The organism is Streptomyces sp. NPDC107765, from assembly GCF_055657085.1.
Window position 1 is genome coordinate 1 of record NZ_JBVKBL010000003.1, and the last position, 16,159, is coordinate 16,159.

Genomic DNA, 16,159 nt, shown 5'->3' on the forward strand with positions numbered 1-16,159 from the left:
CCGGCAGCCGCCACATTGCGATACGCCTCCGCCAACGCCAGCTGCGCACCCGCGTACGGGTCGAGCTTGGCGTACCGGCCGTTGCCGTCCGTGGCGATGGCGACGCCGAGGTTGGTCTCCTCGTCGATGCGGATCATGCCGGAGTCCTCCGGCTGTGCGAGGACGGTGTTGCCCTGGACGAAACGGTCGTACTGGTCCGTGATCCAGGACTTCGACGCCTGATTGGGGGATGCCACCAACTGCAGGACGTGGCTGCGCAGTTCGGTGCCGCTGGCCGGGCGGGGAAGCTTCGCCGCGTCGTCAGCCTGGAGGGCGTCCTGCCAGTCGGGGCGGGCGTAGGGCCGCTGGTAGACCGGGCCCTCGTGGGCGACGGTGCGCGGGGGGACGTCGACGATCTGCTCGCCGTGCCAGAAGATCTCCAGGCGCTCGCCGTCGGTGACCTCACCGATGACGGTGGCGATCACGTCCCACTTCTCGCAGATCTCCATGAACCGCTCGACGTGCTGCGGCTCGACGATCGCGCACATCCGCTCCTGCGACTCACTCATGAGGATCTCCTCAGGAGAGAGGGTCGCGTCGCGCAGCGGGACGGAGTCCAGTTCGACCCGCATACCGCCCGAACCGGCCGACGCCAGCTCACTGGTGGCACACGACAGACCGGCCCCGCCCAGGTCCTGGATACCGGCGACCAGCTTCTCGCCGAAGATCTCCAGGGTGCACTCGATCAGGAGCTTCTCCTGGAACGGGTCACCGACCTGGACCGCGGGCCGCTTGGCCGGCTTGCCCGTGCCGGAGGCACTGTTGCCCGCAGCGTCGAAGGTTTCCGAGGCCAGTACGGACACGCCGCCGATGCCGTCGCCGCCGGTACGGGCGCCGTAGAGGATGACCTTGTTGCCGGCGCCGGAAGCCTTGGCCAGGTGGATGTCCTCGTGCTTCATCACACCGATGCAGCCGGCGTTGACCAGCGGGTTGCCCTGGTAGCAGGCGTCGAAGACGACCTCACCACCGATGTTGGGCAGACCCAGACAGTTGCCGTAACCACCGATGCCCGCCACCACACCGGGCAGCACACGCTTGGTGTCGGGGTGATCGGCCGCACCGAACCGCAGCGGGTCCACCACCGCCACCGGACGGGCACCCATCGCCAGGATGTCGCGCACGATGCCACCCACACCCGTGGCCGCACCCTGATAGGGCTCGATGTAGGAGGGGTGGTTGTGCGACTCGACCTTGAAGGTCACCGCATAACCCTGACCCACATCCACCACACCGGCGTTCTCACCGATGCCCACCAGCAGCGCATCATTCTCGGGAGCCTTCTCCCCGAACTGCTTCAGATGCACCTTGCTGGACTTGTACGAGCAGTGCTCGGACCACATCACCGAGTACATCGCCAGCTCCGCCCCCGTGGGGCGGCGGCCCAGGATCTCCCGGATCCGCGCGTACTCGTCCTCCTTCAAGCCCAGTTCGGCCCACGGCAGCGCAGTGTCCGGCGTGGTGGCGGCGTGCTTGACCGTGTCCAGCGTCATGCGGTGACCAACCTCTTCAGGATCGAGGTGAAGAATCCCAGGCCGTCGGTCCGGCCGGTCCCGATCAGCGGCTCCACCGCGTGCTCGGGGTGCGGCATCAGGCCGACCACATTGCCCGCCGCATTCGTGATGCCGGCAATGTCACGCAGCGAACCGTTGGGGTTACCGTCCAGATAACGGAAGACCACCCGGCCCTCCGCCTCCAACTCGTCGAGCGTGCGCTCGTCGGCGGTGTACCGGCCGTCGATGTTCTTCAACGGAACGGAGATTTCCTGTCCGGCCGTGAATTCGGTCGTCCAGGCCGTGGTCGCGTTCTCCACCCGCAGCTTCTGGTCCCGGCAGATGAAGTGCAGATGGTTGTTGCGCAGCATCGCGCCCGGCAGCAGATGCGTCTCGGTCAGCACCTGGAACCCGTTGCAGATACCCAGGACCGGAAGACCGGTCCGGGCGCCGGCGATCACCGATTCCATGACGGGCGAAAAGCGGGAAATGGCCCCGGCGCGCAGGTAATCGCCGTAGGAAAACCCGCCGGGCAGGACGACGGCGTCGACCTGCTTGAGGTCCTTGTCACGGTGCCACAACGGCACCGCCTCGGCGCCCGCCAGAGCAATCGCGCGCCGGGTGTCGCGGTCATCGAGCGTGCCGGGGAAAGTGATCACCCCTACCCGTGCGGTCATGACGGCTCGACCTTCACGGTGAAGTCTTCGATGACGGTGTTGGCGAGGAACGTCCCGGCCAGCTCTTCGATCCGGGCGAGGGCGGCGTCATCGACCGGTCCCTCCAGCTCCAGTTCGAAGCGCTTGCCCTGACGGACATCGGCGATCGCGATGCCGTCGAAACCGAGGCGGGGCAGTGCGCGCTGCACCGCCTGCCCCTGCGGGTCGAGGATCTCCGGCTTGAGCATGACGTCGACCACGACGCGTGCCACTGGCACTCCTTCCGGTAAGGGTGTTGACGCAAAAAAGAGTTGTTGGGTTCCACCGGAAGGAAAAAGTGACCTGTTTCACTTCGGAGTGCGGGGATTCGCGCCGGAGTGACGTACTGCACTCCGGCGCGAAGTCGTTCGGTCCCCTTGGTCCGGGCCCCCGTCCGGTCGGCTCCATTAGGGGGAAGCCGGGGCGCTGAAGTCAAGGTTCGGCAGGAATCCCGCCGGTCGTTTGAAAGTCCTTGAAAGTGGCTGGAGTCGGCCCGGCGACTTGATGAAGTCTTGTTCGTACAGCAGCACCCTCACAGGCTTCGGAGGGAGCTGGCTACGCCGCACCATCGATGGGGGAATTCAGTTCCATGCCAGAACCACAAGTGGATCCACGGCCGGTCGCCGTCATCGGAGCGGGCCCTTCCGGGTTGGCCTCTCTCAAGAACCTCAGTGATCTCAACATTCCGTGTGTGGCGTACGAGGCCCACTCCGGCGTGGGCGGTATCTGGGACATCCGTAATCCGCGGAGTTCCGTCTATCAGAACACCCACACCATCACCTCCCGCGAGGTGACGGGTTATGCGGATCTTCCCATGGACCGCGGGCTGCCGGCCTATCCCCGGCACGATCAGGTGCACGGGTATCTGCGGCAGTACGCGGAGCGGTTCAACCTGCTGCCGCTGATCCGGTTCGACTCCGACGTCACGCAGGTCGAGCGGCTCTCGGACGGCTGGCGGGTCACCACCGCGGACGGGCACTCGGCCGAGCACCGCGCGCTGATCATCGCGAACGGCCACAACTGGCACCCCCATGTACCGGCGTTCTCCGGGAAGTTCGACGGGGAGATCCTGCACAGCCGGGACTACACCAGCGCGGCCGGTCTCGCCGGCAAGCGGGTCCTGGTCATCGGGGCCGGGAACTCCGGCTGTGACATCGCGGTGGAAGCCGCCCAGGTCACCGATCACGTCGCGATCAGCATGCGCCGCGGCTACTACTTCTTCCCGAAATTCATCTTCGGCAAGCCCGCGGACCAGGTCTCCGAATCGAGCCAGAATCTGCGGCTGCCGGCCCCGGTGGCGCGGGCGGCGTACCGGACCATGCTGAAGCTGAGCATCGGCAGCCCCGACCAGTTCGGACTGCCGAAGCCCGATCACGAGCCGCTGGAATCCCCGCCGATCGTGAACTCCCTGCTGCCGTACTACTGCGCGCACGGCCGGGTGAAGGTGCGCAAGGCCCCGGTGCGTTTCGACGGGAAGTTCGTCGAGTTCTCGGACGGTACGTCGGAGGAATTCGACACCATCATCATGGCGACCGGTTTCCGGATCCACATTCCGTTCGTCGGTGAGGAGCACCTCGACTGGCACAAGGGCCGGCCGGACTTCTATCTGCTCGCGTTCTCGCCGCGCTACGACGACCTCTTCATCGCCGGCATGACCGACGGAACGGGCGGCCATTTCCCGACCGTCGAGCTGCAGTCGCGGGTGATCGCGAGCTACCTGGCGGCCCGGGAACGGGACCCGGAGGCGGCCCGCCGGTTCGACGAGCGCAAGCGGAGGCGGGACGTGGACATCACCGGCGGGATCAAGTTCCTCGACTCCCCGCGCAATCTCACCCAGTTCGAGCTGCTCACCTACCTGCGGGTGCTGCGCGACCACCTGTCGCTGCTGGGCGGTCGCGACACCACCTACGCCCAACGGCCCTCCCTGCTGGAGCAGGCGGCCGCGCTCTTCTCGGGAGGCCGCAAGTGAACGCCGTCGGTGCGGCGGTGCTGAGCGAGGTGCAGAAGGAGGTCCTCGACGAGGTGCTCGTCGGGGTGCCGTACAACAGCGCCTCCCAGTTCCACGAGTACTTCGGCACCCGGGCCGCCCCGCCGCGGTTCGGACAGTCCTGTGCCTGGCAGTCGTTCACGGCCGGCCGGCTGGTCGCCGAACGGTCCGGGATCACCGCCGAATACCCCATCGACGGGCGGCACGTGGCGGCCGTCTACCGGCGGGCGGAGGGCCTCGACATCCTCGACCCGTACCTGCTGCACGCCGAGCCGCTGCGGCTGGACCGTTCCGCCGCCAAGGACGGCGTCGTACAGCTGACCGTCGACGCCTACCCCTACCGGGTCAGGCGGGACGGCAGCCCGGCGCCCAGCCGGGTGCGGGCTACCTGGACGCTCGACGACGACGCGGTCCGGCTGGACTACCTGCGGTACAGCCCGCGGCGCGGGCACAACATCGCCTCGCGGTCGTTCGTGCTGCGCCCCGAGTCGCAGCTTCAGACCGTGCCGCCGGCCGCGGACTGGGTGCGTCCGCTGCTGGTCCACCCCGAGCAGCACAGCGTGTCCGTACGGGTGCTGCACCCGGTCACCCGGCAGATGGCGGAGCTGGTCCTGCCGCTCGCGGGGCGGCCCGCCGGGGTCGCCGAGGACAGCCTGCTGATGCTCACCAAGGACAACCAGGGCGCCGTCGCCACCCACGGCGACGCCCGCTTCCGGCGCGACCTGGAGGTCGTCGCGGACGCGGTCGGCGCACCGCAGGACGACGTGGTCGCCTTCCTCCTCGAAGCGGCCGCCATCCACCGCGCCGCGGCACCGGCCGGGCTGGTCCTGGCCCCGTACTCCCTGGAGGACGAGTGACGGCCCACGACGTGCGGGACGAGGGGCGGGCCCGCTCCTACTTCCTGGCCGGCACCATGCAGGGCGCGCGCACCGGCGCCGACCTCACCGATCAGTCCTACCGGCAGCGGCTCACCGAGGCGCTGCGCGCCCGGCGCCCCGACGCCGTCATCCACGACCCGGGCGTGGTGATGGCCGAATGGCTCGCCTCGCACCCCGCGGACGTCCGCGCCGCACACGCCGCACTGGCCGACCGGAAGGTCCTGCACCACGACGAACTCGCCAAGGAACTCCGCGAGTTGACCGACCTGTTCCACCGGCTCACCCGGCTGGCGGCGGACAGCGACGTCTGTGTGGCCTGGCTGCCCGGGCACGAGCCGAGCATGGGCACCGCCGCGGAGATGCTCTCCGCGCACCGCGCCGGCCGCACCGTCGTCGCCATCACGGACATGCGCCAGAACCTCGCGGTGCTGGCCTGCTCGACCGTGATCCTGCCGGACCTGGACGCCTTCACCGACTGGCTCGACGCGGGCGGTGACGCCTTATGAGCGGGTCCCTGTACGACGCGGACAAGCCCCGCGAGGCCTGTGGCGTCGCGGGCGTCTGGGGGCCGTCCGGCCACCACGCCGCACTGGTACGGGAGATGCTCGTCGCACTGCAGCACCGCGGCCAGGAGAGCGTCGGCATCGCCGTCGGCACCGGCGGCGCCCTGGTCGCCCGGCACGGCGCCGGCACCGTCGCCCAGGGACTGCCCGACCTCGACGGCCTGCCGCACGGCCCGGTCGCGGTCGGCCACGTCCGCTACGCCACCCACGGCGCCCGGGACGGGCTGGCCGGCGCCCAGCCGGTCGTCCTGGACCGGCCGCCGCTGGCCCTGGCCCACAACGGCACCCTGGTCGACCCGCACACCGCGCCCGGCGCCGAGGCGATCGACCCCGCCCGGTGGGCCACCGACAGCGAGCTGATGGCCCACCTGCTGCTCGCCCGGCGCGCCGCGGCGGGCGACGACACCTCGGCCGCCCTGCACGCGGTGCTGCCCGGGCTGACCGGCGCCTACGCCCTGGTCCTGTCCGACGGTGCGCAGCTGTACGGCGTGCGCGACCCGCACGGCTTCCGGCCGCTGGCCCTCGGCCGGCGCGGCGACGCCTGGCTGCTGGCCTCCGAGACCGCGGCGATCACCACCGTCGGCGGTGAGGTGGTCCGTGAGCTGGAGCCGGGCGAGGTACTCACCATCGGCCCGCACGGCACCGCGAGCAGCCGGGTGCCGGTGCCGGACGCCAAGACCGCGGCCTGCCTCTTCGAATACGTCTACTTCGCGCGGGCCGACTCGGCCCTCGCCGGGCGCAGCGTCTACCAGGCGCGCTACCGGGCGGGCCAGGCCCTCGCCGACTACGCGCCGGTCACCGGATCGCCGCGCCCGGTCGTCGTCGCCACCCCGGAGACGGCACGGGTCGCCGCCGACGGCTACGCCGAGCGGGCCGGACTGCGGGTCGTCCAGGGCCTGTTGCGGCCCGGGGCGGTCGGCCGCAGCTTCATCGCGGGCGACCCGGCGGCCCGGGAGACCACCGTGCGCCGCAAGCTCGCCCCGGTCGCCGCCGCGGTCGCCGGACAGCGGGTGGTGCTGGTGGACGACTCGCTCGTCCGGGGCACGACCATGCGCACCGTGACCGGGCTGCTGCGCAAGGCCGGGGCCGTGGAGGTGCACCTGCGGGTGGCCTCCCCGCCGTACCGGTGGCCGTGCTTCTACGGCATCGACACCGGACGGCCGGAGGAGCTGCTCGCCGCCCAACTGCCGATCACCGAGCTGGCCGAACAACTGGGCTGCGACAGCGTGGCGTTCCTCTCGCTGGACCGGCTCCTGGAGGCGGCCGGCGGGGACCCCTCCGGCTACTGCACCGCCTGCCTGACCGGCCGCTACCCGACCGCCACCCCCGCCGGCGCGCTCGCCGCCCCGGCCGCCCGGCCGCAGCCGGGAACCCGATCCGGCACCGCCCTCGCGTCCCGAGGCACCGTCGAATGAGGAGCACAGCAGTGAACACCCCAACCGAGGCGACCACGACCACGGCGCCGGGCCCCGGCCGGGAGCCCCGCACCCTCGTCGAGGCGCTGCTCGCCCGCGCCGCGGGCCCCGACGCGGACCGGCCGGTGGTCACCGCCCTCGACGCGTCCGGCGACACCATCGAGTCCCTGAACCCGGTCGAACTCGACTCCCGCGCCCGTCAGTTGGCCGCGGCGCTGCGCGAGACCGGCACCGCCGGCGACCGCGTCATCGTGCCCGCGCTGCCCGGCCTCGACTTCCACATCGGCTTCCTGGGCTGCCTGTACGCCGGCATGATCGCCGTGCCGGTGCCCGCGTTCCGCACCGCCGCCCGGGGCGGCACCACCACCCGCGCCGAGCGGCTGTCGGCGATCTGCGGCGACTGCGACCCGTGCGCCGTCCTCGTCTCCACCCAGGAGGACGCCGACGAGGCCGACACCGAACTGCTGCCCGGCGTACGGTGGATCGCCGTCCGCCGGCCGGACCGCCCCGAGCCCCGAGGAGACGCGCTGCCCGACCCGGTCGCGCTCGACCCGGCGACCACGGCGCTGCTCCAGTACACCTCCGGCTCCACCGGCGACCCGCGCGGTGTCGTCGTCCGGCACGGCAACCTCGTCGCCAACCAGATCGCGATGCGCGACGCCTGCGAGGTGGAGCCCACCACCACCATCGTCAGCTGGCTGCCGTTCTTCCACGACATGGGCCTGTGCACCGCGGTGGTGCTGCCCCTGGTGTCCGGCGCGGCCACCGTCACCATGGAGCCGGCCACCTTCGTCCGCGACCCGCGGGTGTGGCTGCGCGCCATCGCCGCGGAGGACGACGTCTTCACCGCCGCGCCCGACTTCGCGTACGACATGTGCGTCAACCGCATCCCCGCGGACGAGCGCGCCGCCCTCGACCTGTCCACCTGGCGGGTCGCGGTCAACGGCTCCGAGCCCGTACGGGCGGCCACCCAGCGGCGGTTCGCCGAGGCGTTCCGGCTGAGCTTCTTCCGCGAGGAGGTCTTCTCGCCCGGCTTCGGGCTCGCCGAGTGCACCCTCCTGGTGAGCGTGAGCCCGTCCCTGGAACCGGTCGTGGCCACGCACTACGACCGGGACGCCCTGGCCGAGGGCAAGGCCGTGCCGACCGACGACCCCGCCGCGGGCGTCGAACTCGTCGGCTGCGGGCCGGTGGCGGACGGCATCCGCGTCGCCGTGGTCGACCCCGGGACCCGCCAGGCACTCGCCGACCGCGTGGTCGGCGAGATCTGGGTCGACTCACCGGGCAACTGCGGGGGCTACTGGGGCCGGGAAGCAGAGTCCGCGGACACCTTCGCGGCCCGTCTGGCCGGCACCGAGGACGGCACCGGCCCGGCCTACGTACGCACCGGGGACCTCGGCTTCGTCGACGGCGGCCAGCTGTTCATCACCGGCCGCATCAAGGACGTGCTGATCATCGGCGGGGAGAACTACTTCCCGCAGGACGCCGAGGCCGTCGCGGCCGCCGCCCACCCCGCCTTCGCCCAGCAGCGGGCCGCCGCCTGGCCGCTCCACGAGGACGACCGGGGCGTGGCCGTGGTGGTGGAGACCACCGTGCGGGACCCGGAGGTGCTCGCCACCGCCGTCCGCGCGGCCGGTATCGCGGTGGCCAAGGTGCTGCCGACCGCCGTCAGCGTCTACGCCGTACCGCGCAACAAGGTGCCCCGCACCACCAGCGGGAAGATCCGCCGGCGCGCCTGCGCCGAGCAGATGAGGTCGGGCCAGCTGCCGCCGCTGGCCCAGTGGTCCAGCAAGCGGAAGGACGGTACGGCATGAGCGTCATACAGGAGATCACCCCGGAGCAGGTCGTCGAGCGGCTGCGCCAGGTACTGGCCGAGATGCTGGAGATGGCGCCCGCCGACCTCGACGCGGACGTCCCGCTCAGCGCCTTCGGCATCGACTCCATGACGAGTTCGATGCTCCTCGGCGACCTCGAGAAGTGGTGCGGCGCCGAGCTGCGTACGGAGGCGTCGCTGGGCGCACTGAGCATGGCCGAGGCGGCCGACGCGGTCGTGGCGGAGCTGCGGCAGGCGCGGAAGGAGGGCTGAGCATGGCCCTGGACGCCTTCGGGTTCCTCTTCACCGGACGCGGGCTCGACCCCGACCGCGACCGCTCCGTCATCGAACGGGACGGCTTCCGTGCCGTCATGGTCGGCATGGCGGACCCGGCCCGGGCCCCCGAGGTCGCCGCCCGGCTCGTCGACGAGGGCATCCAGCTCATCGAGCTGTGCGGCGGCTTCGGCCCCGTGTGGACGGCCCGGGTCATCGAGGCCACCAAGTCCCGTGTCCCGGTCGGCTCGGTCGGCTACGGCCCCGAGTCGATCGACGGCATGGCAGCGCTCTTTCCACCGCAGGCAGGCTGATCCCGCGGCCTGCCACCCCGCCGGGCCCCCTCCCTCCCCCGTACGGGAGGGAGCCCGGCGGGCCCCGGCCGTTCCCCCGACACCACGAGAGGGACCACCATGAACCGCGCCGGACTCCACGAGCTGCGCGTGCTGGCCGCCAGCCGCCCCGCCCTCCCGCTGCTGCTGCACGCCGGCCGGCTGGCCCGGCCCCTGACGTACGTCCCGAAGCTGGGCTGGCTGACCGCCGACGCGGCGACCGCCCGGTCCGTGCTCGTCGACCAGAAGCACTTCACCGTCCTCGACCGCGGAGGCGTCGGCCGGCTGTGGGCCCAGCTCCTGGGCGGCTGGGTCGAGGACCTCTTCGACGGCGAGGGGCACCGGGCCCTGCGTGCCGGCACCCGCGAGCTGTTCGGCGAGACCGCGGCCCGCGAACTGGTCGACCGCACCATCGGGGCCCGGCTCGTCGAGGCCCGCGTCCAGCTCGCCGCGGGCCGGCCCCTCGACGTCGCGGCCCTCGGCCGGGCCGTCGTCGGCCGCATCGTGACCGAGCTGCTCCGCGTCCCGGTCACCGGCACCGACGACGCCGCCTACGAACGGGTCTTCGCCACCGCCCGCCAACTCGCCGCGCTGTCCGTCGAAGCGGCGGGCGGCGGCGAGCTGACCGAGGCGACCGTGGCCCGCGGCCGCGGCATCGTCGCGCGGCTCACCGGGCACGTCGAGGGCCTGTGGGCCACCGAGCCCGCCGACCACCTCATCGGCCGCTGCCGCGAGTCCGGGCTGAACGCCCGGCAGACCGCCGGCATGGCCGCGCTGGTCGGCGTGGCCGCCACCGAGACCGCCGCCAGCGCGATCACCAGAACCGTCGCGCTGCTGCACGACACCGGCGAGCAGCACGCCCTGCTGGCGTCCCCGCAGCGGGTCCCGGAGGCGGTCCGCGAGGGGCTGCGGGTGACCGCACCGGCCCCGGTCATCGGCCGGACCGTGCGCAGCCAGGTGCGGCTGGCCGGCCGCACCCTGCGGGCCGGCGACCGGATCACGCTGCTCAACTACACCGCCAACAGCCTCACCGGCGGGTTCCGGCTCGGCCGGCCCGCCGAACCCGCCAACCGCCAGCTGTGGTTCGGCGCCGGCCGCCACCACTGCCTCGGCTCCGCCATCGCCCAGGCCGAGATCGGCCGGACCCTGGAGACCCTGACCGCGGTGGGGCGGCCCTGGCGGATCACCGAGCGCCGCTACAGCCGCCGCGTGGTCATCCCCTCGTACGACCGGCTGACCGTGACCCTCGTCTGACGGGAGACCAGCACCATGCCCCAGATCCACGCGCGGCTGGCCGGTGTGGCCGTCCACCTGCCCGAGACCCTGCGCTCCACGACGGACACCGAGCACCTGGTGGCCGCCGCGAGCACCGGATTCCGCCCGCCGCCCGGCCTCGTGCAGCGGCTGACCGGCGTCGAGCGGCTGCACGTCATGCCCGACGACTGGCAGGCGTCCGACCTGGCGGCCGCCGCGGCCCGCAAACTCCTCGCCGAGACCGGCACCGACGCCGGCACCATCGACCTGCTGCTCTTCGCCGCGGCCAGCCAGGACATGATCGAGCCGGCCACCTCGCACATGGTCGCCGACCGCCTCGGCCTGCGCTGCCCCGTCTTCGACGTCAAGAACGCCTGCAACAGCGTGCTCAACGCGCTGGAGACCGCCCATGCGCTGATCGCCCAGGGCGGCTACCGCCGGATCCTCGTCGCCTGCGGTGAATCGCCCTCCCGCGCCGTCCGCTGGGCGGTGCCGGACCTGCGCACCTACCTCGCGTCGATCCCCGGCTACACCCTCTCCGACGCGGGCGCCGCGCTGCTCGTCGAGGCGTCCGCGGAGCCCGGCATCCTCGGCTGCGGCTTCACCGCCGACTCCGCCGCCTGGAACGTCGGCACGCTCGCGTCCGGCGGCTCGGCGCACCCCCGCGGCGACGAGCACACCTACTTCCGGCTCGACGGCGTGGGCCTGCGCCGCGCCTTCGAACGGCTCGGCCCGCGGATCCTCGACGACACCCTGGAGCGGCTCGGCGTCCGCTGGCAGGACATGGCGGCCATCTGCGTCCACCAGGTCTCCAAGCCCTATCTGGACCAGCTCGCCGAACGGTTCGGGCTGCCCCCCGACAAGATCCCGCTCACCGTCACCGACCACGGCAACGCGGCCTCCGCCAGCCTGCCGCTGCAGCTCGTCCGCGCCCGGGAGAGCGGCCGGGCCGGCGTCGGCGACCTGGTGGCCCTGATCGGGCTCGCCGGCGGCATCAGCATGGGAGTGAGCGTGATCCGGCTGTGAGGCTCTGGGTGGTGGTACCCGCCTTCAACGAGGCCCCCGGCATCACCGCGACGCTGCGGGCGCTCGCGGCCCAGACCGACCGGGACTTCTCCCTCGTGATCGTCGACAACGACTCCACGGACGGCACCGCCGACGTCGTACGGTCCTTCGGCTTCCCCGGCGGGCTGCACCTCGTGCACGAGACCCGCAAGGGCACCGGCGCGGCCGCCGACACCGGGATGCGGCACGCCATCGCGCACGGCGCCACGCACCTGGCCCGCACCGACGCCGACTGCCTGCCCGCACCCGACTGGACCGCCCGGGTCCGGGCCGGCTTCGACGCCGGACTGGAACTGATCGCCGGCCGGCTGCGGCCCCGCACCGACGAGGCGCCGCTGCCCCCGCTGCGGCGCGCCGCCCTGGTCACCGCGACCGAAGCGGCCGCGCTCTTCGGCCGGTTCCGGCCGGGCAACCGCGGCCCCGACTACCTCGGCCCGTACGTGATGGCGCCCGGCTGCAACATGGCGATCACCGCGGACCTGTACGAACGCGCCGGCGGCTTCCCGCGCACCGCCATCGAGGAGGTCCACGAGGACCGTGCCCTGGTCAACGCGGTCCGGCGGCTGACCACCGCGTACGGCACCCGGCGCGACGTGAAGGTGGCCGGCTCGGCCCGCCGGGTGCGGGCCTGGGGCCTGCGCCGCACCCTCGGCTGGTACGCGGACCACCGCTACCGCCCCGAGGTGGTGGACATCCGGTGACGACCACCACCACGGCGGCGCCGCCCGCCACCTGGGAGCGCTGGGAACACCGGGTGCAGACCGCCGCCCACCCCGTCGCCTACCGGCTGCTGCGCGCGATCGCCGCCCGCGGCCCGGTCGTCCGGGTGCCCCGGGTCGGCGTCGTGGTCAGCGACGCCGCGCTGGCCCGCGACGTCCTCTGCGACACCGAGCACTTCACCAAGACCGGGCCCGGCTCACCGTCCGACCTGTGGACGCCGGTGCTCGGCCCGTCGGTGCTGCTCAACATGGAGGGCCCGGACCACGCGGCGCTCCGCCGCCGGCTGTCCGGGCTCTTCACCCCCGGCTACGTCACGGCCCTGTGCGACCGGGTGCTGGCGCAGCCGCTCGCTGCGCTGACCGGCCGGCTGCGCGCCGGCGAACAGGTCGACCTGGTCCGGGTCGCGCAGATCTGCGCCGGCGCCGCGATCTGCGCGATCGTCGGGATGCCCGCGGAGCCCGGCCGCTTCGGCGGGGCGCACGCCGAGGCGTCCGAGGTGACGAAGTCGGTGCGGCTGTGGCGGTCCGGTATGACGGGGCGTCAGGTGACGCGGGCGCGCGAGGTGCTGGGCCGGCTGACCGCCTCGGCGGTGACGGCCTACCGGCAGGGCGGCGACGAGACCCTGCCGGGCCGGCTGCGGGAACTGGGCCTGACCGAACAGGAGGCCCGCGGGGCCGTCGGCGCCTTCCTGCTCACCGGCACCGAGACCCTGGTCTCGTTCATCCCGCGGCTGCTCGCGCTCTGCCATGACACCGGCCGGCTCGACCGGCTCACGGACCCCGCCGCCGACCCCGACCCGGTGATCGAGGAGGCGCTGCGGATCACCGTGCCGTCCCCCGTGATGCTGCGCAGCGTCGCCCGCGCCGCACGGATCGGCGGCGTCCCGGTCGCGCCCGGCGACCGGGTCGTGGTGGCCACCCTGCTGTGCGCACGGGCCCACGGGCCGTTCGCCCCCGAGCGGCCGCACCCGCCGGAACTGCGCCGGCTGTGGTTCGGTGCCGGCCCGCACTTCTGCCTCGGCATGCCGCTGGCCATGGCGCAGATCCGCGCGGTGCTGGCCGCCGCGCTCGCCGCCGGGCCGGTCGCCGTCACCGGCCGCCGCCTGGCCCGGCACGTCCTGATACCGGGCTACGCCCGGCTGAACATCGAGCTCAGGAGCGCGAGTTGACCGACACCCGGCCCGCGGTGGACGACCGGATCGATCTGCTCACCGCCTTCTTCGACACCGCCGAGCGGCGCGCCGACGCGCCCGCCCTCACCGGCCCGGACGGCCGCACCCTCGGCTACCGCGAACTGGCCCGCGCCGTCCTCACCACCGCACGCGGGCTGCGCGCGGCCGGGATGGTGGCGGGGGAGCGGATGCTGTTCTCCGTACGGCCGGGACCGGACGGCGTGGTGCTGGCGCTGGGCGTGATCGCCGCGGGCGGCACCGTGGTCTTCGCCGACCCCGGCGCCGGACCCGAACTCTTCGCCGCCCGCCGCGAACTGGCGCAGCCGCGCTGGGCCGCCGCCGAGTCCCTGCTGTACGCGGTGGCCCGCTACGGGCGCCCGCTGGCCCGGCGGCGCGGACTGCTGCTGCCGCACTACCACCGGCTCGGCCTGCGGCACGTCCACACCGGCCGGTGGCTGCCCGGCGTTCCGGCCGGTGCGCTGTCCGCACACCGGCTCGCCGCCGGCCCCGCCCCGGCCGACCGCCCCGGACCGGCGCCCGGACAGGAGGCGCTGATCGTCTTCACCTCCGGCACGACCCGGGCGCCCCGGGCCGTCGTCCACACCCGCGGTTCGCTCGGCGCCGGCCTGGTCGGCTGCGGCTCCGCCCTCGGCATGGGCGACGGCGACGTGCTGCACACCGACCAGCTGATGATGGGCATCCCGGCCCTGGTCGCCGGGGCGCACTGGACCATGCCGCCGTACGGCTTCGCGCCCGCCGCCGACCCCGGACGGTTCACCCGCGGACTGGCCGGCGCCACCCACGCGTTCTGCGTACCGGCCGACCTGCCCGCCGTGCTCGACGCCGTCGAACGGGGCGAGGTGGCACTGCCCGCCTCGCTGCGGCACCTCGTCCTCGGCGGCGCGCCCGTCCTGCCCGGCCTGCTGCGCCGGGCCGGCCACGTCCTGCCGCGGGTCCGCTTCCTCGCCGTGTACGGCATGACCGAGATCGTGCCGGTCGCGGTCGCCACCGGAGACGCGAAGCTCGCCCACCGCGGCCCCGGCGACCTGCTCGGCACCCCCCTGCCGGGGGTCCGGGTGCGCACCGCGCCGGACGGCGAACTGCTGGTCTCCGGGCCGAACCTGTGCCGCGGCTACCTCGGCGAGCCGCCGATGACCGAACACGCCACCGGCGACCTCGCCCGGCTGGAGAACGGCGAACTGCTCCTGCTCGGACGGAAGAAGGACATGCTCATCCGCGGCCGCACCAACATCTACCCCGGGCTCTACGAACCGGCCGTCGCCGCCCTGCCCGGCGTCGCCGACGCGGTCATCGTCGGCGTCCCGGACGCCTACGGCGACGAGCGCGTCGTCCTGGCCGTCGTGCCCGAACCACCCTCGGCCGACCGGGAGGTGCTCGCCGGAACCGTCCGCTCCCGGCTGCCCGCCCTCATCGACGCGGCCGCGCTGCCGGACGAGGTGGTCGTCCTGGACCGCATCCCGGTCACCGGCCGCACCCGCAAACCGGACCGCGCCGCGCTGCGCGACCTGCTGGCCGGCAACCGTACGGCGGGGGCGGCGCGATGAGGATCGCCGTGACCGGCGCCCGCGGCTTCGTGGGCGGCGCGGTCTGCCGGGCGGCGACCGCCGCGGGCTGGACCGTGCACGCCCTCACCCGCGCCGACTGGGACCTGTGCGACGGGGTGTGGGCGGGCGCCCCCGAGGTCGACGCGGTGGTGCACGCGGCCGCCGCCGTCCGCGACTGGGGCGCGCCCGGGCCCGTCTGGCACGCCAACCTCACCGGCACCCGGAACGTGGCCGCGTCCTTCCCCGGCGCCCGGCTGGTGCACATCTCGACGGCCAGCGTCTACGACCCGTTCCGGCCGACCGTCCTCGGCCACGAGACCGAGGCCCCGGTCCGCCGCTACCTCACCCCGTACGCCGCCTCCAAGGCCGCCGCCGAACTGGCCCTGCGCGGCCGCCCGGACACCGTCGTGCTGCGCCCGCACGCCGTCTACGGACCGGGCGACCGGACGCTGCTGCCCCGGGTGCTCGGCGCCGTCCGCGGCGGCCGGCTGTGGCTGCCCGGCGACGGCACCGCCCTGCAGTCGCTCACCCACATCGACCAGCTGACCGCGGCCGCGCTGCTGGCCTGCGACCGGGCCGCCCGACCCGGCACCTACAACATCGCCGACGCGGCCCCCGTCCCCATCGGCGAGGCGCTGCGGGCCCTGCTCGCCGCCCGCGGCCGGACGGTACGGCTGCGCACGGTGCCGACCGCCGCGGCGTCCGCGGCCGCGGCGGCCGCCGAGACGGCCTGGCGGCTGGCGGGACGCCCCGCGCCACCGCGGCTCACCCGCTACGCGCTCAGTCACCTCGCCATGGAACGCACCCTGGCGCTCGGCGCCGCCCGCCGCGGCCTCGGCTTCCGCCCGGGACCGACCTCCTTCCACGGCGCGGCGTCATGGTGACCCGTACGGCGACAGACC

General features: G+C 73.6%; 16 protein-coding genes. 13 read left to right on the top strand and 3 right to left on the bottom strand.

The genetic code is table 11. From position 1 onward, the window contains the following. The 3 genes from purL to purS all read right to left on the bottom strand — a co-directional run. Positions 1-1,529, bottom strand: a 1,529-nt coding sequence (gene purL, locus ACZ7MX_RS08625; protein WP_472130646.1) for a phosphoribosylformylglycinamidine synthase subunit PurL, incomplete at its 3' end; no start/stop codon positions are given. Next, the gene (gene purQ / locus ACZ7MX_RS08630; RefSeq protein WP_472130648.1) at positions 1,526-2,206 is read right to left on the bottom strand and encodes a phosphoribosylformylglycinamidine synthase subunit PurQ; all 681 of its coding nucleotides are present in this window, start codon (positions 2,204-2,206) and stop codon (positions 1,526-1,528) included. The genes purL and purQ, both read right to left, overlap by 4 nt. Beyond that, a complete protein-coding gene (purS, locus tag ACZ7MX_RS08635; RefSeq protein WP_362148572.1) occupies positions 2,203-2,457 on the bottom strand; it encodes a phosphoribosylformylglycinamidine synthase subunit PurS in 255 nt (84 codons plus the stop codon). The genes purQ and purS overlap by 4 nt, the downstream gene beginning before the upstream one ends. Positions 2,458-2,813: 356 nt before the next feature. On the opposite strand from purS, the gene ACZ7MX_RS08640 reads away from it, so the two are divergent. From ACZ7MX_RS08640 to ACZ7MX_RS08700, 13 genes are all read left to right on the top strand, one after another. Beyond that, positions 2,814-4,193 carry a flavin-containing monooxygenase gene (locus ACZ7MX_RS08640; RefSeq protein ID WP_472130650.1) on the top strand — a complete coding sequence of 460 codons (1,380 nt, stop codon included), beginning with the start codon at positions 2,814-2,816 and terminating at the stop codon, positions 4,191-4,193. Further along, on the top strand, positions 4,190-5,068 hold the full coding sequence (locus ACZ7MX_RS08645) for a hypothetical protein (RefSeq protein ID WP_472130652.1): 879 nt from the start codon (positions 4,190-4,192) through the stop codon (positions 5,066-5,068). Before ACZ7MX_RS08640 ends, ACZ7MX_RS08645 begins: the two co-directional genes overlap by 4 nt. Continuing rightward, the gene (locus ACZ7MX_RS08650; RefSeq protein ID WP_472130654.1) at positions 5,065-5,595 is read left to right on the top strand and encodes a hypothetical protein; all 531 of its coding nucleotides are present in this window, start codon (positions 5,065-5,067) and stop codon (positions 5,593-5,595) included. The genes ACZ7MX_RS08645 and ACZ7MX_RS08650 overlap by 4 nt, the downstream gene beginning before the upstream one ends. Beyond that, complete coding sequence (purF, locus tag ACZ7MX_RS08655; protein WP_472130656.1) at positions 5,592-7,067, top strand: amidophosphoribosyltransferase; 1,476 nt, start codon at positions 5,592-5,594, stop codon at positions 7,065-7,067. The genes ACZ7MX_RS08650 and purF overlap by 4 nt, the downstream gene beginning before the upstream one ends. 11 nt (positions 7,068-7,078) lie before the next feature. Next, positions 7,079-8,878, top strand: a complete 1,800-nt coding sequence (locus tag ACZ7MX_RS08660) for a fatty acyl-AMP ligase (RefSeq protein ID WP_472130658.1) — start codon at positions 7,079-7,081, stop codon at positions 8,876-8,878. Then, entirely contained in the window at positions 8,875-9,150 is a 276-nt protein-coding gene (locus ACZ7MX_RS08665; protein WP_472130659.1) for an acyl carrier protein, read from the top strand. The genes ACZ7MX_RS08660 and ACZ7MX_RS08665 overlap by 4 nt, the downstream gene beginning before the upstream one ends. A 2-nt stretch (positions 9,151-9,152) precedes the next feature. Next, complete coding sequence (locus ACZ7MX_RS08670; RefSeq protein WP_472130661.1) at positions 9,153-9,464, top strand: DUF6506 family protein; 312 nt, start codon at positions 9,153-9,155, stop codon at positions 9,462-9,464. 99 nt (positions 9,465-9,563) lie between these two features. Continuing rightward, positions 9,564-10,736: a cytochrome P450 gene (locus ACZ7MX_RS08675; protein ID WP_472130663.1), complete on the top strand. Its 1,173-nt coding sequence runs from the start codon at positions 9,564-9,566 to the stop codon at positions 10,734-10,736. 15 nt (positions 10,737-10,751) lie between these two features. Beyond that, positions 10,752-11,762, top strand: a complete 1,011-nt coding sequence (locus tag ACZ7MX_RS08680; protein WP_472130665.1) for a 3-oxoacyl-ACP synthase III family protein — start codon at positions 10,752-10,754, stop codon at positions 11,760-11,762. 8 nt (positions 11,763-11,770) lie between these two features. Then, positions 11,771-12,502 (top strand): glycosyltransferase family A protein, encoded by a 732-nt coding sequence (locus tag ACZ7MX_RS08685; RefSeq protein WP_472130667.1) that lies wholly within the window; start codon positions 11,771-11,773, stop codon positions 12,500-12,502. Then, positions 12,499-13,689 carry a cytochrome P450 gene (locus ACZ7MX_RS08690; protein WP_472130669.1) on the top strand — a complete coding sequence of 397 codons (1,191 nt, stop codon included), beginning with the start codon at positions 12,499-12,501 and terminating at the stop codon, positions 13,687-13,689. The genes ACZ7MX_RS08685 and ACZ7MX_RS08690 overlap by 4 nt, the downstream gene beginning before the upstream one ends. Beyond that, complete coding sequence (locus tag ACZ7MX_RS08695; protein WP_472130670.1) at positions 13,686-15,257, top strand: class I adenylate-forming enzyme family protein; 1,572 nt, start codon at positions 13,686-13,688, stop codon at positions 15,255-15,257. Before ACZ7MX_RS08690 ends, ACZ7MX_RS08695 begins: the two co-directional genes overlap by 4 nt. Continuing rightward, positions 15,254-16,141, top strand: a complete 888-nt coding sequence (locus tag ACZ7MX_RS08700; protein ID WP_472130672.1) for an NAD-dependent epimerase/dehydratase family protein — start codon at positions 15,254-15,256, stop codon at positions 16,139-16,141. Before ACZ7MX_RS08695 ends, ACZ7MX_RS08700 begins: the two co-directional genes overlap by 4 nt. Positions 16,142-16,159: the final 18 nt, after the last annotated feature.